The 25,857-nt window shown below is 72.1% G+C and carries 20 protein-coding genes; 13 read left to right on the top strand and 7 right to left on the bottom strand.

The genetic code is table 11. From position 1 onward, the window contains the following. Positions 1-9 precede the first annotated feature (9 nt). The 3 genes from ACZ5WG_RS22040 to ACZ5WG_RS22030 all read left to right on the top strand — a co-directional run bounded on the left by ACZ5WG_RS22040 (position 10) and on the right by ACZ5WG_RS22030 (position 4,278). The gene (locus ACZ5WG_RS22040; RefSeq protein ID WP_468725266.1) at positions 10-2,763 is read left to right on the top strand and encodes a WD40 repeat domain-containing protein; all 2,754 of its coding nucleotides are present in this window, start codon (positions 10-12) and stop codon (positions 2,761-2,763) included. A 9-nt stretch (positions 2,764-2,772) separates the two neighbouring features. Then, positions 2,773-3,786, top strand: coding sequence for an RNA ligase family protein (locus ACZ5WG_RS22035; protein ID WP_468725265.1), 1,014 nt, complete (start codon positions 2,773-2,775; stop codon positions 3,784-3,786). 66 nt (positions 3,787-3,852) lie between these two features. Continuing rightward, positions 3,853-4,278, top strand: coding sequence for a VOC family protein (locus ACZ5WG_RS22030; RefSeq protein ID WP_468725263.1), 426 nt, complete (start codon positions 3,853-3,855; stop codon positions 4,276-4,278). A 51-nt stretch (positions 4,279-4,329) separates the two neighbouring features. Here ACZ5WG_RS22030 and ACZ5WG_RS22025 read toward each other — a convergent pair whose 3' ends face one another. From ACZ5WG_RS22025 to ACZ5WG_RS22010, 4 genes are all read right to left on the bottom strand, one after another. Continuing rightward, positions 4,330-5,112: a crotonase/enoyl-CoA hydratase family protein gene (locus tag ACZ5WG_RS22025; protein ID WP_468725261.1), complete on the bottom strand. Its 783-nt coding sequence runs from the start codon at positions 5,110-5,112 to the stop codon at positions 4,330-4,332. 91 nt (positions 5,113-5,203) lie between these two features. Then, entirely contained in the window at positions 5,204-5,785 is a 582-nt protein-coding gene (thpR, locus tag ACZ5WG_RS22020; RefSeq protein ID WP_468725259.1) for an RNA 2',3'-cyclic phosphodiesterase, read from the bottom strand. Positions 5,786-5,967: 182 nt separating this feature from the next. Then, complete coding sequence (locus ACZ5WG_RS22015) at positions 5,968-6,696, bottom strand: class F sortase (RefSeq protein ID WP_468725257.1); 729 nt, start codon at positions 6,694-6,696, stop codon at positions 5,968-5,970. A 26-nt stretch (positions 6,697-6,722) separates the two neighbouring features. Then, on the bottom strand, positions 6,723-7,562 hold the full coding sequence (locus tag ACZ5WG_RS22010; RefSeq protein WP_468725255.1) for a hypothetical protein: 840 nt from the start codon (positions 7,560-7,562) through the stop codon (positions 6,723-6,725). A 371-nt stretch (positions 7,563-7,933) separates the two neighbouring features. Here ACZ5WG_RS22010 and ACZ5WG_RS22005 point away from each other — a divergent pair, with 371 nt between their 5' ends. The 3 genes from ACZ5WG_RS22005 (at position 7,934) to ACZ5WG_RS21995 (ending at position 13,404) form a co-directional block, all read left to right on the top strand. Continuing rightward, positions 7,934-10,456 carry a discoidin domain-containing protein gene (locus tag ACZ5WG_RS22005; RefSeq protein WP_468725253.1) on the top strand — a complete coding sequence of 841 codons (2,523 nt, stop codon included), beginning with the start codon at positions 7,934-7,936 and terminating at the stop codon, positions 10,454-10,456. Positions 10,457-10,598: 142 nt separating this feature from the next. Continuing rightward, complete coding sequence (locus ACZ5WG_RS22000) at positions 10,599-12,185, top strand: serine/threonine-protein kinase (RefSeq protein ID WP_468725251.1); 1,587 nt, start codon at positions 10,599-10,601, stop codon at positions 12,183-12,185. Between the two features lie 196 nt (positions 12,186-12,381). Then, positions 12,382-13,404 (top strand): alpha/beta hydrolase, encoded by a 1,023-nt coding sequence (locus ACZ5WG_RS21995; RefSeq protein ID WP_468725250.1) that lies wholly within the window; start codon positions 12,382-12,384, stop codon positions 13,402-13,404. Between the two features lie 68 nt (positions 13,405-13,472). Here the strand turns inward: ACZ5WG_RS21995 and ACZ5WG_RS21990 are convergent, their stop codons facing one another. Beyond that, complete coding sequence (locus ACZ5WG_RS21990) at positions 13,473-14,459, bottom strand: aldo/keto reductase (protein WP_468725249.1); 987 nt, start codon at positions 14,457-14,459, stop codon at positions 13,473-13,475. A gap of 475 nt (positions 14,460-14,934) precedes the next feature. On the opposite strand from ACZ5WG_RS21990, the gene cseB reads away from it, so the two are divergent. The 4 genes from cseB (at position 14,935) to ACZ5WG_RS21970 (ending at position 20,435) form a co-directional block, all read left to right on the top strand. Beyond that, complete coding sequence (gene cseB, locus ACZ5WG_RS21985; RefSeq protein ID WP_468725531.1) at positions 14,935-15,603, top strand: two-component system response regulator CseB; 669 nt, start codon at positions 14,935-14,937, stop codon at positions 15,601-15,603. Between the two features lie 5 nt (positions 15,604-15,608). Further along, the gene (locus tag ACZ5WG_RS21980; RefSeq protein WP_468725248.1) at positions 15,609-16,883 is read left to right on the top strand and encodes a sensor histidine kinase; all 1,275 of its coding nucleotides are present in this window, start codon (positions 15,609-15,611) and stop codon (positions 16,881-16,883) included. A 189-nt stretch (positions 16,884-17,072) separates the two neighbouring features. Further along, positions 17,073-17,807 (top strand): ABC transporter ATP-binding protein, encoded by a 735-nt coding sequence (locus ACZ5WG_RS21975; protein WP_468725529.1) that lies wholly within the window; start codon positions 17,073-17,075, stop codon positions 17,805-17,807. 63 nt (positions 17,808-17,870) lie between these two features. Then, positions 17,871-20,435: an ABC transporter permease gene (locus ACZ5WG_RS21970; protein ID WP_468725247.1), complete on the top strand. Its 2,565-nt coding sequence runs from the start codon at positions 17,871-17,873 to the stop codon at positions 20,433-20,435. Positions 20,436-20,566: 131 nt separating this feature from the next. Here the strand turns inward: ACZ5WG_RS21970 and ACZ5WG_RS21965 are convergent, their stop codons facing one another. Both ACZ5WG_RS21965 and ACZ5WG_RS21960 read right to left on the bottom strand, forming a co-directional pair. Next, on the bottom strand, positions 20,567-21,184 hold the full coding sequence (locus tag ACZ5WG_RS21965; protein ID WP_468725245.1) for a GNAT family N-acetyltransferase: 618 nt from the start codon (positions 21,182-21,184) through the stop codon (positions 20,567-20,569). 107 nt (positions 21,185-21,291) lie between these two features. Continuing rightward, entirely contained in the window at positions 21,292-21,585 is a 294-nt protein-coding gene (locus tag ACZ5WG_RS21960) for a hypothetical protein (protein WP_468725527.1), read from the bottom strand. A 474-nt stretch (positions 21,586-22,059) separates the two neighbouring features. Here ACZ5WG_RS21960 and ACZ5WG_RS21955 point away from each other — a divergent pair, with 474 nt between their 5' ends. The 3 genes from ACZ5WG_RS21955 to ACZ5WG_RS21945 form a co-directional block, all read left to right on the top strand. Next, positions 22,060-23,169 (top strand): sugar ABC transporter substrate-binding protein, encoded by a 1,110-nt coding sequence (locus ACZ5WG_RS21955; RefSeq protein WP_468725243.1) that lies wholly within the window; start codon positions 22,060-22,062, stop codon positions 23,167-23,169. A gap of 373 nt (positions 23,170-23,542) precedes the next feature. Further along, positions 23,543-23,968 (top strand): hypothetical protein, encoded by a 426-nt coding sequence (locus ACZ5WG_RS21950; protein WP_468725241.1) that lies wholly within the window; start codon positions 23,543-23,545, stop codon positions 23,966-23,968. Positions 23,969-24,747: 779 nt separating this feature from the next. Next, a partial coding sequence (locus tag ACZ5WG_RS21945) for a DUF6777 domain-containing protein (RefSeq protein ID WP_468725240.1) occupies positions 24,748-25,857 on the top strand: 1,110 nt, incomplete at its 3' end.

The following is a 25,857-nucleotide window of genomic DNA, read 5'->3' as shown; positions in this document are numbered from 1 at the left end:
CTTCGGGCCATGATCGAGTCTTCCGAGGGCCTGCCCTGCGACGTGGATGAGCTGTTCGCGGATCCGGGACGTCTCGTCTCCGCCGAACCCGAGCGGGTCCTGGGGCTGTTGGACCGGGCGTGCGGTTCGCGTGCCCGGTCCGTGGCTGCGGTGTACCGGGCTTCGGCAGACGTGCACCGGCACTTCGACGCCGCCCGCCGCCGGCAGGTACTGGCTCTGGACGCGGCCCGGCTGGGTGACCGCGACGTGGCCTCCTGGCTGGCCGCTGCCGAAGTGACCGGGGAACCCCCTGCGCAGTGGGCGGTGGACTGGGCCGGCGGCCCTCCGGCGGACCACCGGCTCCTGCGCACCCTGACCGGCCACAGCGGCCCGGTGCGGGCCGTCGCGACGGCAGTGCTCGAGGGCCGGCCCGTCGCCGTCACGGGCAGCCGGGACAACACCGTGCGCATGTGGGACCTGGCCACGGGCCGCCAACTCCACGAGCCGGTGACCGGCCGCACCGACCCGGTGTCCTCCACGACGGCAGAGGTCATATCCGTGGCCACGGCCGTGGCGGGCCGGCAACCCGTGGCCGTCACGCTGAACACCGACACGTCGGTGCTCCTGTTCGACCTGGCGACCGGCCGCCAGGCCGGGGAGTTCGTCCGGGTGCTGGAGAGCACGACGGTGGACGGTCGCAGCGCCGTTCTCACGATCGGGGTGGACCGGACCGCGCACCTGTGGGACATGACAACGGGCCGCCAGGTCGGCGCATTCGCGCACGTGACGGACACGGCGGTGCTGGACGGGCGCCGCGTGGTGCTCACTTCCGCAGCGGACGGGGCCATCCGCGTGTGGGACGTGGTCACCGGCCGCCAGGTGGGGGAGTCCCTGGACGTGGTGAGCGCAGCATCGCTCGACGGGCGCTCTCTCGCACTCACCGAGGGGGTGGACCGGACGCCGCGGCTGTGGGACCTGACCACCGGCGACTCCGTCGACGACCCCCGGACCGCCCCTGCGGACCTGCAGGGTCCGGACGCCGAGGACATGCCGCACGTATCCGCGGTGACGGTGCTGAACGGGCGGGTCTTCGCGGTCACGGTCGACACCGGAGAGGGGATGCTCCTCGAGGACGTGGCGACCGGTCGCGGGATCGGCGCGGCCGCGAGCGGGGTGGAGACCGCCGTGATCGGAGGCCGGCGCGTCGCGCTCGTGGCCGGTGCCGACGGGACCCTGCGCATCTGGGACCTGGCCACCTGTTGTCGAGGGGCGGACGGCGTACGGGTCGTGGAGACCCTTGAACCGAGCGGCCGGAACCTCGCCCCCGCCGTCGGGGCCGACCGGGAAGCACGCGTCTGGGAGCTGATCACCGGCCAGCGCGACAGCCGGTCGCACCTGGGCAGCAGCACCGGCGCAGCCGGCTCGACCGGTGCGGCGGAGAGCATGGTGCTCGACGGGCAGCCGGTCACCCTCACCGCTGAGGACGACGGGCTGGTACAGGTACGGGACGCGGCCACCGGGCAGCCCGTGGGCCGACCGCTCACCGGCCACACCGATCGCGTCTGGGCCGTCACCGCCGCGAACGCCGATCAGCGCAATCTCGCCGTCACCGCAGGCCTGGACCGGACGGTACGGGTGTGGGACATGACGACCCGGCAGCAGGAGGGAGCACCGCTCGGCGGCCACACGGGCCAGGTCTGGGACGTTGCCACCGCAGTCGTGGACGGACGACCCGTAGCCGTCACCGCAGGCGCGGACCACACGGTGAAGACCTGGGATCTCACCCGCACCCTGCAGGGCGGCCAACCCCTGTCAGGGAACACCGGCTCGGTCCTGGCGGTCGCCACCGCGGTTCTCGAAGGACGGCCCGCCGCCGTGACGGCAGGCGCCGACCAGGCCGTGCGGGCCTGGGACCTGGCCACCGGGCGGCAGGCCGCCGAGGCCCTCACCGGCTTCGAGGGCGAGGTGTCCGCCCTCGCCACCGCAGTGGTGGACGGCCGGGCCGTCGTCGTCACCGCGGCGCCGGACGCCAGGGTACACGTCCGGGAACTGCTGGGCGGCCGGTACCTCCACGAGCCGTTTCCCAGCCACCACGGCAGGGTGCTGGCCCTGGCCACCGCAGTGCTCGACGGCCGGCCCGTCGCCGTCACCGCAGGCTCCGACCGGAGCGTGGGCATCTGGGACCTCGCCACCGGCCGCCAGGTCGGCGAACCCCTCCTCGGACACTCCAGCAGGATCCTGGCCGTGGCCACCGCCGAGCTGGCGGGACGGCCCGTCGCGGTCACGGGGAGCTGGGACCGGACGGTCCGCGTGTGGGACCTCGCCACTGGACGGCAGGCCGGCGAACCCCTGACCGGACACACCGACTGGGTGACCTCGGTGGCGACCGCGGTGGTGGACGGGCAGCCCGTCGCGGTCACCAGGGGCCGGGACGACACCGTGCGCCTGTGGGACCTGGCCGCCGGGCGGCAGATCGGCAGCGCCCCGGCACGCCACACGGGCTCGGGCCGGGCCATGGCCGTCACCGGCACCGCGGGGCGGGCCGTGGTGGCCGTCGGCCAGGAGCGGACGGTGCAGTTCTGGGATCTCGCGACCGGCTGCGAGGTGGGGACCGAGTACGTGTTCCCGCTGCCGGTCGGAGCGCTCGTCGCCGCGCCGGGCGGAGCGCTGGTGGTCGCCTTCGGGCCGGAGGCCGCGGTGCTCAGCCGGCGGTCGGCTCACCCCGGCCCCCTTGCCCAGGCGCTCGGGGAGGAAAATCCCCCGGCGCGCGACCGGCCTGCTTAGCATCGGCCCGTGCACACCGAACCCCGCCCCTGGTCCCCGTATCCGAAGATCCCCGCCGGCCGCCGGCTGGGCGAGACCGGCGGGCGGGAGTGGGTCGCCCAGGAGAAGATCCACGGCGCCAACTTCGCCGTCGTCTGCGACGACACCGGCCCGCGCCCGGCCAAACGCCGTGAACTCCTCGCGGACGGCGGCCTGGACGACTTCTTCGGCGTCGGCCGGATCTGGCCTGCCCTGGCGGTCGCCGCGAGCCGGTGCGCCGAGCTGCTGAGGGAGCGGTACGAGGCTGCGGCCTCGGCCTCCGTGACCGTCTACGGTGAACTCGCGGGCGGCCGCTATCCGCACCCCGACACACCCCCCGCGCCGGGAGCCGAGCCCGTGCAGACCGGCGTCTGGTACGCACCGGAGCTGCTGTGGCTGCCGTTCGACGCGACCGTCGCCACCGACGACGGCCCGTGCTGGGTCTCCGACCAGGTGCTGCGGGCCGCGGCGGACGCGGCCGGTCTGCACTGCGCGCCCCTGCTGGCGCGTGGCACCCTCGCCCGGGTCGGGCAACTGCCGGTGGTCTTCCCGACCCGGCTGCCCGCGCTCCTGGGGCTGCCCGCCCTGCCGGACAATCTCGCCGAGGGCATCGTCGTCAAACCCGCCGGGGAGTCATGGACGGCCGCCCCGCCGATGGCCAAGCTCAAGCAGCCCGCCTTCGCCGAGGACGAGCGCTTCGCCGGGTCCCGCCCCTACCGGGCGCCCGCCGGGGGCGCGGCCGGCGTACCCGGCTGGCTGCTGGCCCACGCCACCGGACTCCTCACGCCGGCCCGGGCCGCGTCGGCGGTGAGCAAGCTGGGGCCTCGTACCCCGGAACGGGAGGTGGCCGCGGAGATCGCCCGGGACGCCGCGGACGAGACCGAGGAGGCGCTGGGCGGGCTGGAGCGGGCCACACGGCGCGCGCTGGAGGGCGCCCTGCACGCCGGAGCCCTGTCCCTGACCCGCTTCGACGCGGCCGACCGCCGTACCGGATCCGCACGGTGACACGCGCCTGCGGCCCGTCCTTCCGGTTCACGGTTCACGGCTCACGGCTCACGGCACAGTGGAGCCATGAGCGCAGACGACAGCAACATCCTTGCCCGGGCACGCGTGTCGACCAGGCTTCCGGCCCAGGACCTGGACCGGGCGCGGCGTTTCTACGCCGAGCAGCTGGGTCTGGAGCCCGTCGACGAACGGCCCGGCGGGCTGCTGTACCGGTGCGCGGGCACGGAGTTCGTCCTGTTCGAGTCGACGGGCGCCTCGCCCGGCACCTTCACCCAGATGGCGTTGGAGGTCGAAGACATCGAGACCGCGGTGTCAGAACTGGGACAGCGCGGAGTGGTCTTCGAAGAGATCGACGTGCCGGGGTTCCGGACCAAGGACGGGATCGCCGAGATCGAGGGGAACTACCCGAGCAAGGGCGCACGGGGAGAGCGCGCCGCCTGGTTCCGCGACAGCGAGGGAAACCTGCTGGGCATGGGCGAGCCGGTCGTCTGAGTCCGCTCGCCCCACCGGGCGCGGCACGCCGCCGGGCCCGGCACGAGCCGCTCACTCCCCGAACGCGCCGTGCCGCCCCGCGCCCGAGGCGAACCGGCCCGCTCCCGCCCGGGTCTCGCCCGCGGCCAGCGGCACCAGACCGTGCCGGTACTCTCCGGCCAGCGCCTCCGCCTCGCCCAGCCCGTGCTGTTCCAGGACGGACAGCCGGTCGTGGCGCAGGCACAGTTGGGGAAACGCGGCGATCTCGCGGGCCAGCGCCTCCGCGGCCTCCCGGGACTGCCCCGTGGGCACCACACGGTTGGCGAGCCCGATCCCGTGCGCCTCGGCGGCGGTGACCGGGCGTCCCGTCAGGATCAGGTCCATGGCGCGGCTCTCGCCGATCAGGCGGGGCAGCCGTACCGTACCGCCGTCGATGAGCGGTACGCCCCAGCGGCGGCAGAACACCCCGAAGACCGCGTCCTCCTCCGCCACCCGCAGATCGCACCAGAGCGCCAGCTCCAGGCCCCCGGCCACCGCGTGCCCCGCGACCGCCGCGATCACCGGCTTGCCGAGCCGCATCCGGGTCGGCCCCATGGGCCCGTCCCCCGACGCGAGCACCTGATTGCCGCGTTCGGTGCCGATGGCCTTGAGGTCGGCGCCCGCGCAGAAGGTGCCACCCTCGCCCCACAGCACGGCGACGGCGGCGTCCTCGTCGGCATCGAAGCGGCGGAAGGCATCGGCGAGCTGTGCCGCCGTCGGACCGTCCACGGCGTTGCGGACCCCCGGCCTGCTCAGGATCACCGTGAACACCGGGCCGTCCCGCTCCACCCGTACCGAGGCCTGCTCGTCCACCATGCCGCGCCCTCCCGCTCGCCGGCCTCCATTGTGCGGGAGGGCGGCTCCGGGAGCGGTGTGATGTCCGATGCAGGGTTTCCGCTGACGGGTTTCAGCGGCCGGTGAATTCCCAGGCCTGGATGTCGCGGTAGTGGATCGGGCCGGGGCCGCGGCCTATGTTGCTGCCGACCAGGTGGAGGCGTTCGGCCTGCCACGGGCGGCCGGTGAACTCGTCGAGCGTGGCGGCGATTTCCACCGTGCTGGAGGCGTCGCTGCGGCGGGAGCGGGCCAGCGTCAGGTGCGGGCGCAGCGGCCGGTCCTCGAAGGCGATCCCGCATTCCCTGACGACGGTACGCACCTGCGCGGTGAGCAGGTGCAGTCCGTCGAGTTCCCCGTCGATCCCGCTCCAGAGCACCCGGTGGTCGAAGTGACCGCTGCCGCGCAGCGCCAGCTCCAGGGGCCGGTGCGCTGCGGCGAGGGCGGCCAGCGGCGGCTGCAGCAGCGGGACCGCGGCGATCGGGAGTTCACCGAGGAAGGCCAGGGTGATGTGCCAGTCCTCGATGCGGTTCCACCGCATGCCCGGGTAGGCGTGGTAGGCGGGCCGCAGTTCCCGGGCCAGTTCCTCCTTGGCGTCGTCGGGCGGGGCGAGGGCGATGAACACACGGACGGTCGCGGGCTGGATCTCTTCGTTCACGTGGGACTTCGTACCGCACCCCGGATGATCCCGTCATCTTCCGTCGGGCCGGGACGGCAACGACCACTGGTGACCCGCACGGCGCTGACAACGGGGGATCCCGGGGGGAGGTCCGGGGTCCCCCGCTGTCCGCCAGGGGTGTCTCACCTCGCGCTCGCCGGCCTCGCGCCCTGCCGGCCCGACTACGCGGTGCCCGTCATGCTGGCGAACACGACCACATTGCTGTCGTAGTAGTGCTTCTTCGGGTCGAAGTCTCCGCCGCAGGTGACCAGGCGAAGGCCCGCGTGGTCGAGGTTCTTGTAGACCTCGAGCGTCGGGAACTCGGCCTTCGGGTACTCGGCGACCCGGTCCACCTTGAACGTGGCCGTCTTGTTGTCCCGCCGGGTCACCTTGATCGTGTCACCGGCCTTCATCGTCTTCAGCTTCTCGAACACGGCCGCCGCGCCGTTCCACGTGACGTGGCCGGCGATCACGGCGGGCCCCTGCGAGCCGGGTGTCGGCCCCGGCTCGTACCAGCCCGCGAGACCGGGGTCCTTGGGGGTCTGCATCGTTCCGTCCGCGTTCTGCCGCAGAGTCTCCAGGGAACTGGAGACGCCGAGGGACGGGATCGAGATGCTCTGCGGCTCCGACCGGGCGAGGGCGGGCTTGGCCTGGCCCGCACCGGAACCGTGCTGCGCCCCGCCCTCCGGCGACGAGTTGTGGCCGCCGGCGGATGCCTGCCCGGTGGGCGTGCCTCCGGCGCTGCCGCTCACCGGCGCCCCGCCCTGCGGGGCCTGACCCTGAGCGGGCGCCGCCGGATCCTGGCCCCCGCAGCCCGCGAGAAGCAGCGTGGCGAGGGTGGCGGCGGCCAAGGCGCCCGCGGCCCGGCGGCGGCCCGGTCGCACGGTGGATGCGGCGGGTGCGCGAAGCACGGTCGATGCGGAGGTCTCGCCGGCCCTCACGCGGCGGCCGCCGTGGTCTGCGTACGGACGCGGACCGAGGCGGCCCGCCTCCGCGCGACGAACAACGCACCGGCCGCAGCACCCGCCACCGCCGCGGACACGGCGAGTGCCGCCCCGCTGGTCACCGTCGCCGGCGCCGCCGCACTCTGCGGAGCGCCGCCGCCGGTCTCGACGCCGCCGACCGGAAGGGATCCCACGGACGCGCCCATCACCATGCCGCAGTTGGTCGGAGCAGTGGCCTCCTGGGGCAGCTTCGGGTCGAGCTCGCTCTTGCCGGCCCCCTCGAAGTCGTACTTGCCGTTCTTGTTGCGGTCGATGCCGTGCTGCACGATGTGCAGGTCCTTGATGTGGTCGACCACGGCCTGCGAGACGGTGATCGTCCGCTTGTACGAGACCTTGCCCTGCTTGTTCGCGACGGGCATGCGCTCCACGGCGAGGCCGCTGGCTGCCTGTGTGTCCCCGGAGGTGGTGAGCGAGATGTTGATGTCGCCGTAGTCGACGGTGGCCTCGGTGTTGCTGAGGATCCCGTCGCCGTTGGTGTCGTCACTGGCGTCCGGGCACTGGAAGTCGTGCCCGTTGGTCGAGCCGTGCAGGTGCTGGGCCGACGGCGACCCGGGCACCATGCCCTCGGACTCGATCTGCACGGTCAGCTGAGTGCCCTTGAGGCTGAGCATCGCCGTGCCCCGGGAACCGGAGTTGTTGAGCTGCGCCAGATCGATCTGGTACGCCTTCCCGCCTTCCGCGAGAGCCGGGCCGGAGAGCCCTACGGTCAGGAACACGGCGGCGGCGGGCACGGCGGCGAGCACCACGAGGCGACCAGTGCGCTTGGCTATCACATTCGCTCCTGTTCCGCGCTTCCCGTCGGGGGGAAGCGCAGATCGTACGGGTTTGACGTGAGCTCCCGGTGAGGGTCTCGTCGCTACTTCGGAGCGCCACCGCCCCCGGATTGGTACTTCTTCGAGAAACTTTTCGGTGGCCGGCCGTCGCCGCCCTGACCAGCGGAAGCCGCGAGAAACTCACAGGCCCGTCATGCGACCGGCCTCGTCGCAGCCGGCAGCGGTCCACCGGTCATCCGATGCGGTTTCGCGCCAACTCTCCTCCATTTCAGGCGGGTTGTGGCTGTGTGGACCTATGTTCCATGGGGTTCACCGGTTCGCCCCAGGAGGTCAGATTGCAGAACAGGCGACGCTTCCTCGCCTCTTTCCGCGTGTTACGCCGTTCCCACCTGCTCATCGCCCTCGGTCTCGGCTCACTGCTGGTCGGTCTGATGCCGTGGCTCGGGGTCGAGGGCCCGGCGGCAGCCGGCCGCGCCCCGGTACCCCGACCCGCACCCGTTCCGTTCGACCAGCAGACGGCGAAGCAGTCACCGCACCACGGCATCGCACCGGCGAACGCCATGGAACCCACGGCTCCCCTCCTCGACCGGACCGGCTGGACGGCCACGGCGAGCGACGAGGAGACCGGCGGCGAGAACGGCCGCGCCGCCAACGTGCTCGACGGCAACGACAGCACCATCTGGCACAGCAAGTGGGCCGGAACCCCCGCCCCCCTGCCGCACAGCATCACCATCGACATGCACCGCACGGCCGTCGTCTCCGCCCTCCTCTACCGCCCCCGCGCCGACGGGGCCAACGGGCGCGTCGGCGAGTACGGCATCAGTGTCAGTACGGACGGACAGGCCTGGGCGAGCCCGGTCGCCTCCGGCACGCTGGCCGACGACGGCAGTGCCAAGACACTCGGGTTCGCCCCGCAGGGGGCCCGTTTCGTACGGCTGACGGCGCTCACCGAGGCCGGCGGCCGCGGGCCCTGGACCTCCGCCGCCGAGATCAACCTGCTGGGCGACCCCGGCACCCCCGCAGCCACCGTCGACCTGTCCCGGACCGGCTGGACGGCCACGGCGAGCGACGAGGAGACCGGCGGCGAGAGCGGCCGGGCCGCCAACGTGCTCGACGGCAACGACAGCACCATCTGGCACAGCAAGTGGGCCGGCACCCCCGCCCCCCTGCCGCACAGCATCACCATCGACATGCACCGCACGGCGGCCGTCTCCGCCCTCGTGTACCACCCCCGCCCGGACGGACCCAACGGCCGGGCAGGCGCGTACACCGTCACCACCAGTACCGACGGCACGGCCTTCGCCGCACCGGTCGCCGCGGGCACCTGGCGCGACGACGACACCGTCAAGACCGCCACCTTCACCCGCACCGAGACCGCCCGCTACATACGTCTGACCGTGACCACCGAGGCCGGCGGCCGCGGCCCGTGGACCTCGGCCGGGGAGATACGCCTGAGCGGACCGGCCAGCCCGGCCGCCCACGGAGCCTGGGACCGGATCACCGGCTTCCCCCTGGTACCCGTGGCCACCGCCGCCCTGCCCGGCGACAAGCTGCTCGCCTGGTCCGCGTACGCCGTCGACCGCTTCGGCGGCAGCAACGGCTACACCCAGACCGCGATCCTGGACCTGAAGACCGGCAAGGTCACGCAGCGCCGCATCGACAACACCGGCCACGACATGTTCTGTCCCGGCATCGCCATGCTGGCCGACGGCCGGGTACTGGTCACCGGCGGCAGCAACGCGGAGAAGGCGAGCATCTACGACCCGGCCACCGATGCCTGGTCCGCCACCACCAGCATGAACATCGCCCGTGGCTACCAGGCCATGACGCTGCTCTCCACCGGCGAGGCCTTCGTCCTGGGCGGATCCTGGAGCGGCGCCACCGGAGACAAGGCCGGTGAGGCCTGGTCGCCGGACACCCGTACGTGGCGGAGGCTCCCCGGGGTCTCGGCCGTTCCGGCGCTGACCGCCGACCCGGCCGGACCGTACCGGGCCGACAACCACATGTGGCTGTACGCCACTTCGGGGGGCAAGGTACTGCAGCTGGGCCCGAGCAGGCAGATGAACTGGATCTCGACCAGCGGCCCGGGCAGCATCACCGGCGCCGGCACCCGGGCCGACAGCCAGGACGCCATGACCGGCAACGCCGTCGCGTACGACATCGGCAAACTGCTCACCCTGGGCGGTTCGCCCGCCTACGAGAAGACCCCGGCCACGCGACGCGCCTACACCGTGAGCATCTCGGGCGGCCAGGAGGTGCAGGCCGCCCGTACGGGCGACATGGAGCACGCCCGCGCCTTCAGCAACAGCGTCGTCCTGCCCGACGGCAAGGTGGCCGTCTTCGGCGGACAGGCCTATCCGGTGCCCTTCAGCGACGCGACCTCGGTGCTGGCCCCGGAGCTCTGGGACCCGTCGACCGGTAGCTTCACCCCGCTCGCCACCATGGCCATCCCGCGCAACTACCACAGCGTGGCCAACCTGTTGCCGGACGGGCGGATCTTCTCCGGCGGCGGTGGCCTGTGCGGGGACTGCGCGACCAACCACGCCGACGGGGCCGTCTTCACACCGCCGTACCTGCTCAACGCGGACGGATCGCCGAAGCCGCGTCCCGTCATCACCGCAGGCGTGCCCTCCCGGGCGGCCCCCGGCGCGTCGCTCACGGTGAGCACCGGGGCCCCGGTGGCGTCCTTCGTCCTGATGCGGGCCGCGGCGGCGACCCACTCCACCGACAACGACCAGCGGCGGGTCCCCCTCGTGTCCACGGCCAAGGGAACCGGCGCGTACACGGTGTCCATCCCCGCCGACACCGGTGTGGTCCTGCCGGGGAACTACATGCTCTTCGCCCTCGACGCCCAGGGGGTACCGAGCATCGCGAAGTTCGTCACCATCTCCTGACCCCACGCGCGGTGTCCGGCCGTCGAGCCGGCCGGACACCGCCTCCGGTGACCCTCCGATCCATGAGATCGTCCGATAAATTGGCCCACCGGACGGTCCGTTCACCACGGGTCGGCGAACGGCCATGGGGACGGGGGAGTCGGTGGAGTCTTTGCGGCCCGGTGACCTGCCGGAGATCGGCGGCTACCGCCTGCTGGCGCGGCTCGGCGAGGGAGGAATGGGCGAGGTGTTCCTGGCCCGGACACCGTCGGGCCGGCCGCTGGCCCTGAAGACGGTGCACCGGGAACTGAGTCTGGAGCCGGACTTCGCCGAACGGTTCGCCCGGGAGATCCGCACCAACGACCGTGTGCGCAGCGCATGGACGGTCTCGGTGGTGGACTTCAGCCCGCCCGGCGCATCGCCGCAATGGCTGGCGACGGAGTACATCGCCGCGCCGTCGCTGGGCGACTGGGTGCACCGGCACGGGCCGCTGGCGGAGCCGGCCGTGTGGTGCCTGGCCCGGGAGCTGTCCTGCGCGCTCGTCGCCGTACGAGCGGCAGGGGTCGTCCACCGCGACATCAAGCCGGCGAACGTGCTGCTCGGCCCGGAGCGGCCCTTCCTGATCGACTTCGGCATCGCCCGCACCGTGCGCGACCCGCGCCACACCCAGACGGGCGCGGTCATCGGCACGCCCGGCTTCCTCGCGCCGGAGCAGGCGACCGGCGCCGTGGCCGGGGCGCCGGCCGACGTGTTCTCCCTCGCCGCGGTCCTCGTGTACGCGGCGACGGGCCGCAGCCCCTTCCTGGCCCGCGGCGAGGAGCTGCAACTGCCGGGCCTCCTGTACCGGATCGTCCACGACGAGCCCCTGCTCGACGGCGTGCCCGAAGCACTCCTCCCACTGGTGCGGGAGTGCCTGGCCAAGGACCCCGACCGGCGCCCGACCGCCGAGGACGTACGGGCGCGGCTCGGCGCCGCAGAGGAGGAGGCCTGGAGCAGGGAGGTGCCCCCGGCCCTCGTCGCCGACGTCGGCCGCCGGGCGGCCGAACTCACGCGTCTGCTCACCGCACCGCAGCCGCCCGCCCACGCCCCTGCGGGGCCCGGCACTCGGCCGGTTCCGCCGCCGCAGTCGCCGGCCCCGCCCCCTGCCGCCGCGCCGGTGCCGCCGGCCACGGCTCCCGGTACTCCGTTTTCGTCCCGGCGGCCCCTGGTGATCGGCGCGGCCATCGGCGCCGTCACGCTCGCGACGGTCGTCACGCTCGCGATCGGGCTTCCCGGGAGCGGCGGCGACGGTGGCAGGGCCGCGCCCCCCACCGCCTCACCGACACCGTCCGTACCGCCCTCCTCCGCAGCGGCGTTGCCGGCGTCCTGGGTCGGCACCTGGTCCGGCATCGGGCCCGGCACGCCGGACGCGGACGGCATCACCCGGGCGCGGACGGGTGAGTTCGCCGTCACGGTCACGCTGCAGGCCGGAGCTGCGGGCGAGATCGTGGGCCGCCAGGTCAGCGACGTCAAGGAGGTCTCCAGCGGGCGCAACCTGGGGTGCACGGAGGCCCTCGAGCTGCGGCAGATCAAGGGGAACACCGCGGTCCTGGCAGCAGCGACCAGCCATCCGACCGACCGCGCGGCCTCCTTCGACTGCCCCCGGGGCAACCTCTACGTACTGACCCTGGACGAACCGGACCGGCTGACGCTCCAGTCGGAAGGCGCACAGTCGGCCGGAGCCCCCGCCGCCCTGACCCGCAACCACTGACCCCGCGGGCCCGAGAGCGCCGTACGTGTCCCCATTCGGCCGGAGCCCGAGCCGGAGCCGGTAGCCCACCGGGTGGTGACCTGGGCGGCTTCTCCGGCGCGGCTGCTTGCCCCGATGCGGATGCCGGGCGTGTCATGTGTGAGGTCCGTGTCATGTGCCCGGTCCTGTGAACGCCCGGCCGCGTGAGGGAATCCTCGTGAAACTTCCTGCTCGCCGTTCCCTGCTCGCGGCCGGAGCCGGCGGAACGTTCGCGGCCGCATCCGCGGCCTTCCTGCTGCGGCGGGTCTCCGGGGCGCCGGGACCGGAGCCGTCCGCCACCTCGCCCGCTCCGTCCGCCTCCGGGGGCGGCTCGCTGCGCACCGACCCGACCCTGCGCAGCCGGCTGCTCGGCCGGGACGTCCCGTACAGCCTCTACCTGCCGGCCGGGGTGAGCTCCGCGACCCCGGGCGGCGGGCCCGACGGCGGGATCCCGGTCCTCTTCCTGCTGCACGGAGCGAGCGGGAAGCACACCGACTGGGTCGTGAAGGGCGGCATTGTGCCCACCCTGGAACGGGCCGTCGCGGCGGGCCGGATCCCGGCGTGCGCCCTCGTCATGCCCGACGCCCGGCGGGACCCCGGCACGCCCGGGGGAGGCCAGGACGAGACGTTCTACATCAACGACGCCGGATCCGGCGCCGACGCCCTGCGCTACGAGGACATGTTCATCGAGGAGTTCGTCCCGGCCGTGGAACAGGCCCACGGGCTGGGCGGCCGGGCGGAGAGGAGGGCCGTCGCCGGGCTCTCCATGGGCGGCTACGGCGCGCTGATGTACGCCCTGCGGTACCCGGGCCTGTTCGGCGCCGCCGCCGGGCTGAGCACGGCACACTTCACCGACGAGGGCTATCGCGCGATGCCGATGGGGGAGTGGAACCGCTTCTACGGCCATGCCTTCGGCCGGGACCTGGCCGGATCCGCCCGGCTGACGGACCGCGCCCGGGAGTACGACCTGGCCGACATCATCCGGCGCACCGCCCCCGACCGGCTCCGGCGCACCCGCTACCACCTCGGCTGCGGAACCGAGGACACCAACTACCTGCCGGGCACCGAAGATCTGCGCACCGTGTTCGCGGCCCGCGGCGTGGACGCCGAGGTGGTCCTGGAACCGGGCGGCCACGGCTGGCCCTACTGGACCGTCGCGGCGGAGCGGATGCTGGACTTCCTGGGCCGCCAGCTCGGCTGACCCCGGTCAGCGAGCTGACCCGGTGCCGCGGCCGGAGCCGGGCATGAAGACCCGCTGCCGCGGCGGGCTCAGCTGTTGACGAAGGTGAGGCTGGTCGCGTCGTAGCGGGTGCCCGCGATCTCCGAGGGCGGGGCCGCGGCCTCGATGGCGGCGAGGTCCTCGGGGGACAGTTCGACGGCCAGGGCCGCGAGGTTCTCCTCCAGGTACCGCTGCCGCCGCGTGCCGGGGATCGGCACCACGTCGTCCCCCCGGTGCTGCACCCAGGCCAGGGCGAGCTGGCCGGCGGTGACTCCCTTCGCCGCCGCCAGCTCGTTCAGCTTCGCGACGATCGCCAGGTTCCGTTCGAGGTTGCCGTCGGCGAACCGCGGCTGAGTGCGCCGTACGTCGTTCTCGGCCAGCCCCTCGACCGAGCTGTACCGGCCGGTCAGAAATCCGCGCCCGAGCGGGGAGAACGGGACCAGGCCGATGCCGAGCTCGCGGCAGACCGGGGCGATCTCCGCCTCCAGGTCGCGGGTCCACAGGGACCACTCGCTCTGCAGCGCGGCGATCGGGTGCACCGCGTGCGCCCGCCGGACGGTGCCCGCGCCGGCCTCGGACAGCCCGAGGTGACGGACCTTGCCGGCCTGCACCAGCTCGGCCATGGCGCCGACGGTCTCCTCGATCGGGACCTGCGGATCGACCCGGTGCTGGTAGTAGAGGTCGATGTGGTCGACCCCGAGCCGGCGCAGCGACGCCTCGCACGCCTGCCGTACGTAGGCGGCGTCCCCGCGGACCAGGGTCGGCTCGCCGAGGCGGTTGGCGAAGCCGAACTTGGTGGCCAGCACCACCTCGTCGCGGCGTCCGGCGACGGCCCGTCCGATCAGCTCCTCGTTGTGCCCGGCGCCGTAGAAGTCGGCGGTGTCCAGGAAGGTCACCCCGAGGTCGAGGGCGTGGTGCAGGGTCGCGATCGACCGGGTGTCGTCCGAGGCGCCGTAGCCGTGGCTCATGCCCATGCACCCCAGGCCTTGTGCAGAGACCGCCAGGTCGCCCAGGTGCCGGGTGAGGACGTCGGTCATGGTGCTGCCTCCTGATGTCGGGATCATCTGCCCAGGACGCTAGGTGTTGGAGTGCGCTCCATGTCAACCAACGGCCCCGGGCGCCGCTGCCGGGGCGGGTTTTGTATCTGCGGCGTATCAGGCAGCGCTTGGTTGCCCATCGAAACGGCGCGCAGGCCCTGAGCGATGAAGGGCCCACAGAGCACCGGACGGCCCTGGATCCGCCGTCCGCCCGATCCCCGAAACCCCATCTGACCTGCATGTTCTCTGATGCGGGAGGCTCCCGGGAGGGCGATGTGTGTCCGGCGCGCGACGCGGTCCGCGCGCCCGGTGTCTGCCGTATCGTTCCTTTCAGGTCGCCGGCCGTGCGTGAGCGCACACGGGACCGATACCTCACCCGGCCCGCCCGAACAGGAGTCGTCCCGTGTCCTCGCCCACCCCTGCTCCGGCCTCGCCGCGCCCCGTTCGCGTGTTGCTGGTGGAGGACGACGAGCTGATGCGCCGGTCCTTCGCCGTCGCCCTCGAGCGCTACGGCTACGAGGTGAAGGCGGCGGCCGACGGGCTCGCGGGGCTGGAGTCCTTCCGCGACGACAGCTTCGACCTGCTGATCCTGGACGTGATGCTGCCCGGTCTGGACGGGATCGGCCTGTGCCGCAGAGTCCGGGAAACCAGCCTGGTGCCGATCTTGATGATGTCCGCTCGCGGCGACGGGCTCGACGTCGTCGCCGGCCTGGAGGCCGGCGCGGACGACTACGTGGTCAAGCCCGTGGACACCTACGTACTCGTGGCACGCATCCGCTCGCTGCTGCGGCGGGCCACCTACGCGCCTGCCTCCGGAACCGGGCGCGCTGCGGGCGAGGAGGCACCGTCGTACGGGGGAGACCGGCTGGTCTTCGGGGACCTGGCCATCGACACCGGCGGCCTGGAAGTGTTCGTGTCCGGCAGCCCGGTGGCGCTCACCCCGACCGAGCTGAAGCTGCTGCTGGAGTTCGCCGCCCACCCGGGCGTCGTGCTCGAGCGGCACACCCTGCTGCGCAACGTCTGGGAGTACGGCTGGGACGGCGACAGCCGGGTCGTGGACCTGTGCGTGCAGCGGCTGCGCAGGAAACTGGGCCGGGACCGGATCGAGACGGTCCGCGGCTTCGGCTACAAGTTCAGGCGCTGAGGCCGGTGCGCACGTTCCACCGGCTGCGACCGGCCCGCGCGTCCCTGCGCCGGAAGATCGCCGCACTGGCCGCGGCCACCGCCTGCCTGGTCGCGGCGGCGGTGGGCGTTCTGGTCCATCTGTGGACCGCGAGCGACATCCGCAGCCGGGCCGAACGGGACGCGTTCAACACCGTCTACTCGGCCATGGACACCTACCGGCGCACCGGAACGCTGGCGGACGGTGCCGAACTCGATCCCGCCGGCCTGCCCGACGTACTGCGCCACCCGGCCGACGGCAACCGGCGTACTGCCTACGACGGATACGTCAGCGGCAATCTGGGGCCGAGCGTCTGGGGCGCCCAGCGGGTCGGCGGCCCGGGCAGCCCGGTGCTCGCCGTCCGGTTCAACATGAACTCGGACCTCCACGGGCTGCGCCGCCTCGACGTGAGCATGGCGGTGGCCTCCCTGGTCTCGCTCGCTGCGGCCGTACCCCTGGCGGTCTACGGGGCCGGGCTGCTCGGCCGCAGGCTGCGCCGGGTCTCCGAGACGGCGGTCCGGATCTCCGCCGGGGACCTCGATGCCCGTACCGGGCCGATCAAGGGCGGCGACGAGGTGGCCGACATCGCCGCCACCGTCGACCACATGGCCGACAGTCTCGGCCGACGGCTGCGCGCCGAGCGCCAGTTCACCGCGGACGTGGCCCACGAGCTGCGCACCCCGGTCGGCGGCCTGCTGGTCACCACCGACCTGCTGCCGCCCGGCGAGACCGAGGATCTGCTCCGGGGCCGCGTACGGGACCTGCGCGGCCTGGTCGAGGACCTGCTGGAGATCTCCCGGCTGGACGCGGGCGCGGAGCAGCCGGTCCGCGCCCGTGTGCCGCTCGGCGCAGTCGTCCGCGAGGCCGTGGCCCGGACCGGACTCGATGCGCAGGTCGTCGTCGCCGATGCGCCGGGCGGGGAGTCCGCCGAGGCGGTGGAGACCGACCCGCGCCGCCTCGAACGGATCGTCGGCAACCTCGTCGTCAACGCGCACCGGCACGGCGCGACCCCAGTCGAGGTCACAGTCGAGGTCACCGTCGGGGGCCGTGCGGTCGTCGTACGCGACCACGGCCCGGGATTCCCCCCGGACCTGCTGCGCGACGGTCCGCGCCGCTTCCACACGGGAGCGGCGGAGCGCGGCTCGGGTCACGGCCTGGGCCTGACCATCGCGTTGGGCCAGGCCCGGGTCCTCGGCGCCGAGCTGCGCCTGGACAACGCCCCGGACGGCGGCGCCGTCGCCACGCTGCGCCTGCCGACCTGACCACCCGGCCCGGCGGCCCCGCCCCTACAGAACCGATACGAAGCGACGCGGACGCCGATACACGGCCGCCCCGGCTCCCGATACACGCCCCGGACACCCTTCGAAGTGCACCCATTGGCACCCGAAGAGGAGTCCCCCGTGACCGCCGCACCGTTTGACGCCCTCGCGCCGTATCCGACGACCGCCGGGATCGCGGCCGCCACCAGCGACCTGTCGAAGGTCTACGGCAGCGGCGACACCCGTGTCGTCGCCCTGGACCAGGTCAGCATCGCCTTCCGGGAAGGCGAGTTCACGGCGATCATGGGCCCCTCCGGCTGCGGCAAGTCCACCCTGATGCACTGCGCCGCCGGGCTCGACGCGGTCAGCTCCGGCTCCGTCCGCATCGGCACCACCGAACTGAGCACGCTGAACGACCGGCAGCTCACCGAGCTGCGCCGCGACCGGGTCGGGTTCATCTTCCAGGCGTTCAACCTGCTGCCGACGCTGACCGCGCTGGAGAACATCACGCTGCCGCTGACCATCGCCGGACGCCGCCCCGACCGGCAGTGGCTGGACCGCGTGGTCGCCATGGTCGGCCTCTCCCAGCGCCTCGGCCACCGGCCCGGACAGCTGTCCGGCGGGCAGCAGCAGCGCGTCGCCGTGGCCCGGGCCCTGGTCTCCCGCCCCGCGATCATCTTCGGCGACGAGCCCACCGGCAACCTCGACTCCCGCGCCGGGACCGAGGTCCTCGGCTTCCTGCGCGACTCGGTGCGCGAGCTCGGCCAGACCGTGGTCATGGTCACCCACGACCCCGTCGCCGCCGGCTACGCCGACCGCGTGGTCTTCCTCTCCGACGGCCGTCTGGAAGACGAGATGGCCCACCCCACCCCGGACCGGGTCCTGGACCGGATGAAGGCGTTCGCCGCACGCTCCCGCACCAGCTGACCCGGCCTCACCCCGGCGCCCGCGTCCCACATTCCCGTACCCCCACGTCCCTGAAAGCTGCCCATGCTGAGAACAGCCCTGCGCAACGTCCTGGCGTACAAGGCCCGTCTGGTCATGACCGTCCTCGCGGTCTGCCTGGGTGTCGCGTTCGTCTGCGGCACCCTCGTCTTCGCGGAGTCCTCCGCCGCGGCCTACCGCGCCGCCGCGTCGAAGAACTTCGCGGACATCGCGGTCACCGTGACCCCGAAGGACTCCCCGCCCGGGGCCGCGGACGACGAGCCCGGAGCACTCGACGACGCGCTCGTACGGAAACTGGCCGACGTACCCGGTGTCGCCGCCGCGCGGCCCGCGGCCGACGGCTCGGCAACCCTGAACGGCGCGGACGGCGCTCCGCTGCGCGCCGGCAAGGCGTGGGCGAACCTGGCCGGCGCCTACGTACCGGGCAAGGGCGGCAAGGACAGCCGCCATCCGCTGGTCAAGGGCCACGCCCCCCGCAACGGCGACGAACTCGCCGTGGACAGCGGCACGGCCGCCGCAGGCGGGTTCGGCATCGGCGACACGGTCACGCTGGCCACCGACGGCCCGGTCATGAAGAAGCGGCTGGTGGGAATCGTCACCACCCAGGACACGCGGGTGACCGCGGGCGGCACCCTCGCCCTGTTCGACAAGGCGACCGCCCAGCAGCTGTTCGCGTCCCCCGGCCGGTACACCTCGATCGACCTGTCCGCGACGCCCGGCACCGACCGGTTCACGCTCTCCGAGCGGGTCACCGCCCTGCTCCCGGCCGACCGGGCCGAGGCCGTCAGCGGCGCCGCCCAGGCCGCCCAGCAGGCCACGTACCTCGACACGCTGACCCGGGGCTACCAGAAGATGCCGATGATCTTCGCCGGGGTCTCGCTGTTCATCGGCTCGTTCCTCATCGTCAACACCTTCACCATGCTCGTCTCCCGGCGTACCCGGGAGATCGCACTGCTGAGGGCGATCGGCTGCTCGCGCCGCCAGGTGGTCCGCTCCATCCTCTGGGAAGCCATCCTGGTCGGCCTCGCCGCGTCGGCGGCAGGCTTCCTGCTCGGCCTGGGCATCGCCTCCGTACTGCCCGACATCCTGAGCACCTCGCAGGACACACTGCCCCGCGGCCCCCTGGTGATCGGTCCGCTCCCCGTCGTGGCTGCGCTCGGCGTGGGCGTCGGCGTCACGGTGCTCGCCGCGTGGCTGCCGTCCCGCAAGGCGGCGAAGGTCGCACCCATCGAGGCGCTGCGCTCGGCGGAGCAGCCGCCCACCGCCACCGCATCCCGGGTCCGCGGTGCGGTGGGGCTGGCCCTGCTCGCCGTCGGCGCCGGGCTGCTGGTATCGCTCATGGGGGCGAAGGACGCCTCGGAGGAGAACCTGCAGAACGCGATGTTCGGCTGCGCCCTCTTCGTCGTCGCCATGATCGTGCTGGCGCCGCTTCTCGCCGCCCCCATGATCCGGCTGAGCGGACGACTGACCGGCCGCTTCGGGATCACCGGGCACCTCGCCCGCGAGAACGCGCTGCGCGACCCGCGGCGCACCGCGGCCACCGCCTCCGCCCTGATGATCAGTACGGCCCTGGTCGCCGGGCTCGCCGTCATCGGCAACTCCAGCGGGCAGGCACTCGACCGGCAGGCCGCGGCCGGCCTCGGCGCCGACTACGTGATCGGCAGCCGTACGACGATGACCTCCATCGACCCGGCCGCCGAGAAGCGGGTGGCCGACACCCCGGGGGTGAAAACGGCGGCCGCCGTCGCGGACTCCGTCGTGTTCACCCCCGGCGGGGGTGTCCAGGGGATCGCCGGCGTCGACCCCGGCGCCGTAAACGCCGTCATGAAGCTCGACTTCGTCAGCGGCTCCCTGAAAGACCTCGGACCGGGCCGGATCGCCGTCTCCGTCACCACCGCCCGCGAACAGCACCTGAGCACCGGCAGCCGGCTCGGCGCCCGCATCGGCCGCAGCCAGGAGCTCGAGCAGTACACCGTCGTCGGCGTCTACGAGGACAACCCCACCGCCGGGGAGGTACTGGGCGACCGCACCGAGGTGCAGCAGCACAGCTTCAAGACCGGCACCATCCAGCGGATCCTGGTCCGCACCGACCGCGGCGCGGTCTCCGCGGCCACCGAGGACCGGCTGCGCACCGCCGTGGGCAACAGCCCGCTGGCGCAGGTGAAGGAGCGGAAGGAACTCGTCCAGGAGGCCGCCGGCTCGCTGGGCAACCTGCTGACCCTGATGTACGGACTGCTCGCCATCGGCGCCGTGATCTCCGCACTCGGCATCGTCAACACGCTGGCCATGTCGGTCTCGGAACGCACCCGAGAGATCGGCGTACTGCGCGCCATCGGCATGGACCGCAGCGGCATCCGGCGGATGATCCGCCTGGAGTCGGTGACCGTCGCCGCCTTCGGCACACTCCTGGGCCTGGCAGGAGGGCTGTTCGGAGCCTGGACGGTCGGTGCTCTGGCCAACGGCGCGATGACGCAGTACTCCCTGGCTCTGCCCTGGGGGACGCTGCTCCTCGTGTGCCTGCTGTCCCTCACGATCGGCGCGATCGCGGCAGCCGTCCCGGCCCGCCGGGCAGCCGCCCTGAGCCCGCTGGAGGCCGTCGCGGAAATGTGACGCAGCAGAGTACCGAGGGCCGGGCCCCACCGGCCCGGCCCTCGGCTCCAGCGACCTCCGACACGGCGGGGCCGGGGGCCGCAGCCCGCTGTTCAGCAGGCTGCGGCTTCTCGCGGGCCGCCGGGAAAGCCTCAGGCGTCGGCCGGGTGGCGCGGCGCGCGGCGCATCGGCCACAGGGTCGGTCCGCCGCCCGGGAGCTGGAACTCGCCGAGCACCGTGAAGCCGAAGTGCTCGTAGACCGGGAGGTTGGACGGCTTGGAGGATTCCAGGTACGTCGGCAGGCCGGCCGCGTCGGCCTTGGCGAGGCCCGAGCGGAGGAGGGCGGCTCCGTGTCCCTGACCCTGCGCGGCCGGGTCCGCACCGACCACGGCCAGGTACCAGTGCGGCTCCTGGGGTCCGTGCCCGGCGGCCGCCGCCACGGCTTCGCGGAACAGCGGAGCCCGGTCGCCCAGGATCTCCTCGAGTTCCCGGATGGTCTCCGCGTCGGGAACGGCCTTGTCCTGTGCGCCCGGCGGCACCCAGAAAGCTGCCGCCGCCCCGGTGCGTTCGCATACGCCGTGCCGGCCGTACTGGCGCGTGAAGATCGTGCTGAAGTAGCGGCCCAGCCCCGCCTCGCGTGTGGCGGCGTCGGGGAAGAACCAGCGCATCATCGGGTCGTCGTCGAAAGCGCGGGCCAGGGTGTGGCCGATCGGTGAAGCGTCGTCGATCGATGCCGTCTTGGGGGTGTTTGTTATCGACATACCGGCCATTCTGCACCCGATGATCTTCGACGGATCGAGCGGGTCCCGGCTTCGGCCGGGGCCCGCTCGATGAAGGACCGGATGGCGGGGCGCGGAGCCGCCGGTACTGGGAGCGGTCAGGGGATCATCACGCAGTGGTTCTCGATCACCCTGCCACTGCGGTCCAGGCCGCCGCAGACGGCCAACCGCGGATACGCCCTGAACTCCCGGTTGATGACGAACCGGGCCCGCGACACGCCGGCCTTGCTCCCCCGGTAGTCGCCCACGAAGGCGCGCAGCGTCCCCGGCAGTCCGTCCCTGGTGGTGACCGTGATGTCCTGGACGTAGTCGCGCCCCTGATAGGCGGTGGCCACGCAGATGTAGGTCCCGCACGTGGACTTGACCTCGGCGCTCGCCGGTACTGCGGTCACCAAGGCCGAAGCACAGGCGGCTGCGAGGGCCGCTGAGACCGTCGCCAATCGGCGGCGCGTGGGTGTCACCGACCGGACCCTCTTCTGGCGTGCGTACATCACGGGATGCCCTCCAAGCTGTGATGGCCGACTGCAAGACGTGTCCACCGTGTCACGTTCGGTTCCGCTCAGGCATGCTGCGTCGCGGATCGGTGGGGCCTGGGGGCGGATTTTCACACGGCCTCTACAGGCCGACCCCGACGTTCAAGCGTCGACGGGTAGTCAGAGTCCGGGTGGTCTATTCAAAAGTTGAACTGCTATCGGGGAGTCAATCGTGCTGAAAAGGCGTAGTAATCCCTGGATTGTGTGGATGCGGAGCGTGATGGCAACGTTGCCATCTCGTTAATAGTTCACTTCTTGACGGTGGTGTCGGCGCCGAGTTGACTGCGTCTACCTCGGCCGCCAGTACAGGGCCTCGTCAGGGAGGTTTACATCGTGAACACATATCTGGGTCGAGTCGCCGTTGCGGTCGTTGCTTCCGCGGTCACCGTTTCGCTCAGTGCCTGCGGCAGTACGGATGAGGACTCCGGCGCGAGACCCGGGGCCTCGGCCACGGGTGACGCGGTCAAGGTCGGCCTCCTGCTTCCGGAGGACCAGACGGCGCGCTACGAGAAGTTCGACAAGCCGCTGATCGAGAAGGAAGTCGCCAAATTCACGCGAGGCAAGGGCAAAGTGGTTTATGCCAACGCCAAACAGGACGCGGCCGCCCAGAACTCCCAGGTCGAAGCGATGATTGCCAACAAGGTGCACGTCCTCGTCATCGACGCGGTGGACGCCAAGGCCATCGCCGGCTCGGTCAAGAAAGCCAAGGACGCCGGTATTCCGGTCATCGCCTACGACCGCCTGGCGGAAGGCCCGATCGACGCCTACACCTCCTTCGACAACGAAGACGTGGGTAAGGTCCAGGGCAAGGCACTGCTGGAGGCGCTGGGCGACAAGGCCAAGGACGGCCAGATCGTCATGATGAACGGCTCGGTCACGGACCCGAACGCCAAAATGTTCAAGTCCGGTGCGCACTCCGTCCTCGACGACAAGGTGAATGTCGGCAAGGAGTACGACACCGTCGACTGGAAGCCGGAGAACGCCAACACGAACATGTCGGCCGCGCTCACGGCGCTGGGCAAGGGAAAGATCGTCGGCGTCTACTCCGCCAACGACGGGATGGCCGGCGGCATCATCAACGCCCTCAAGACAGCCGGAATCTCCAACCTGCCCCCGGTCACGGGCCAGGACGCCGAACTGGCCGGTGTGCAGCGGATCGTCGCGGGCGAGCAATACATGACCGTCTACAAGCGGTACGCGCCGGAGGCCGCCGCCGCCGCGGAGATGGCCGTTGCCCTCGCCAAGGGCGAGAAGATCGACGGAATCATCAACCAGATCGTCAACAGCCCGACCACCAAGGGCGTGCCCTCGGTCCTCGTTCCGGGCGTTGCGCTGACCAGGAGCAATGTGAAGTCCACCGTGGTCGACGACGGCGTCTACACGGTCGACGAGATCTGCACCGGGAGGTTCAAGCCCGCGTGTGAAGAGATCGGCCTGAAGTAGCAGGACCCGGGGCCGGCCGCCAAGCGCGCAAACCCCGGATTCCGCCCGGGCGCGCGGCGCTCACCTCGAGTCGGCCGGTGGAGTCCAGGCGGGCCACACCGGCGTGGGGTTCCGGGGTGCGCGCCGCCTTCGTGCCCGCGGGCGTCGCGGACGCCCGCGGGCCGGGCCGCATCGGCCGACGGCGGCTTTTACCAAGATCGGTTCCAGGGGTCAAGCCACGTATTCGAGTGGCGTGACGCACGTGCCCCTGCAGGGTTTATTTGGAGTACGCCCTCACCGGGGAACTCCCGGAGAACACGAGGCCGGAACATTATCCCCGGCCTTTTCTGCGGGGCGGAATGCAAACCCTTTTGGAACCGAATGGAGAATCATCATGTCTGAGCGTTTTTGGACCCGTCGTATCGTCCTGGCCGGAGCTTCCGTTGCGCTGGTCGGTGGGGGCATCGCCCTGCCGGCGACCGCGATGGCCGCACCGACCGCCGCCCCGCAGCAGGCCGTCAACCTCCTCCAGGACGACAGCGCCGACGGCATCGGTACCGGCGGCGACGCCAACGCCGAGAACACCACCGTCGGCGGTACCGCCAAGGGCGGCAATGCCTCCAGCGGCGTCGGCAACTGCAAGGGCAAGTGTGTGATCACCACCGGTAACGCCACCGGCGGCAACGCCAGTGCCGATGCTGTCAACACCGGCGATGCGACCGCCGTGGGTGGCGACGGCACGGGCAAGGGCGGCCAGGTGAACAAGCAGAACATCAAGCTGCAGGTCAAGGAGAACCTGAAGCAGAAGCTCGGCCAGTGAGGCCTGGCAGCCCACACTCGGAACCACCCCACACAGCAGTAGCCGGAGAGGCCCGTCGCCTCTCCGGCTACTGCTGTGTGGGGGTGGCGGTACAGCACGCCCGCAGAGCAAGCGTCGGCTGCACGACTCGTGCAGCCGACGCGGCACGTTCCAGGGCCGCCCGCGCGTCCCCCGCCCGCATGGCGAAACCCGCTCCCCCCGTCATGTCCCAGGCGCTGGAGTGGGCAAGAGCGGCCGCGTCCGCCACCGGGGACCGCTATCGCCATTCGTCAAGTCACGAAAACCCGGAACGTGACGCGACCCGAAGTAGAGGGCTTACTCAAGGCATGGGCTCACGCGCACCCGCTGGCCCTTCCCGCGTCAACACGTGGAAGAGACGGGCCCGTCCGGGCGCCTCTTCACCTTTTTTCGCGGGAGCGAAATTTTCAATATTCACGCCTCCAGGACTCGGAGGTCATACTGACGATTAGGAGCGAGCACATGCGAATGACCATTGTTTTCCCGATGTCCCTCGTCGGGGGGAGTGTGTCGTGAGTTCCCTACCTCCTTCGTCCGAGCGCCCCACCGGGCCCCCGTCCGGTCCGCTGTCCGGTCGGCCGACAGACGAGCAGGCTCCGCCGCCGGGGCCTCCGCCGCCTCCTGGTCCTCCTGGGCCCCCTGGTCCTCCTGGGCCGCCGACCGTCAGTGGCGAGCCGGGTGAGCCCGGCCGGCGCCGCGGGGGGTCGGCTCACGGGTGGCGGTCGCGCAGAACGCTGCTGAGCGCCGGCACCGCCGTGGCCATGGCAACGGCGGTGGTCCTCGCCTTCACCGTCATGGGCGGAAACAAGGCAGTCGGCGGAGAGGTCTTCCTGCAGGCCGCCTCGGCGGCCGGCCCCGACCCGTTCACCCCCTCGACGGCCGCGGAATCCGCGGACACCGGAGTCGTTCCTGTGGCTGCTGCTCGGCCGAAAGACGGCACGGCCGGTGCGCGCACCCTCGAGGTCAACGGTGCGTACCCGGGGCTCTACGGGGGCACGCGGAACCTCGCGAGCTGCGACGTCGAGAAGCAGATCCAGTTCCTCTCGCAGCACAAGGACAAGGGGAAGGCCTTCGCCGCCCCCCTGAGCATCGAGCAGCCCGACATCCCCTCGTATCTACGGTCGCTGACTCCCGTCCGGCTCGGCTGGGACACCCGGGTCACCAACCACGGGTACAAGAACGCCGCGCCCACCAGCTATCAGGCCGTCCTGCAGGCCGGTACGCCCGTCCTGGTCGACAACCGCGGCGTACCTCGCGTCCGCTGCGCCTGCGGCAACCCCCTGGCCCCGCCTGTCGCCGTCAAGGGCAAGCAGACGTACAGCGGCAAGGAGTGGTCGTCGTTCCGGTCCTCCGACCTGGTTGCGGTCAAGCCCGCCGAGAGGCCGGTGAAGACGGTCACGATGTTCGACCACGACCGCAAGGGCTGGTACGAGCGGGCGAGCGGCGACGTACAGGGCAAGCACGACCACGCGGTCCCGCCCCCGAAGGGCCAAACCCCCGACTCGCCGTACCCGGTCCTGCCCCCGACCGATTCGCGACCGGTGGACAAGCTCCCCGAGAAGGACAAGGGCAGGGAGCAGGAAAGGGAAACAGACAAGGGGACCCAGACGGGCCAGAACCCCGAGAAGGGGACGGACAAGGTCCCGGGTGAGGTGACGAAGGAGGTTCCGGGCAAGGACACGGAGAAGGTTCCGGGTGAGGTGACGAAGGAGGTTCCGGGCAAGGACACGGAGAAGGTTCCGGGTGAGGTGACGAAGGAGGTTCCGGGCAAGGACACGGAGAAGGTTCCGGGTGAGGTGACGAAGGAGGTTCCGGGCAAGGACACGGAGAAGGTTCCGGGTGAGGTGACGAAGGAGGTTCCGGGCAAGGAC

Source organism: Streptomyces sp. NPDC032745, assembly GCF_055579465.1.
This window is presented reverse-complemented; position numbering and strand designations above follow the sequence as displayed.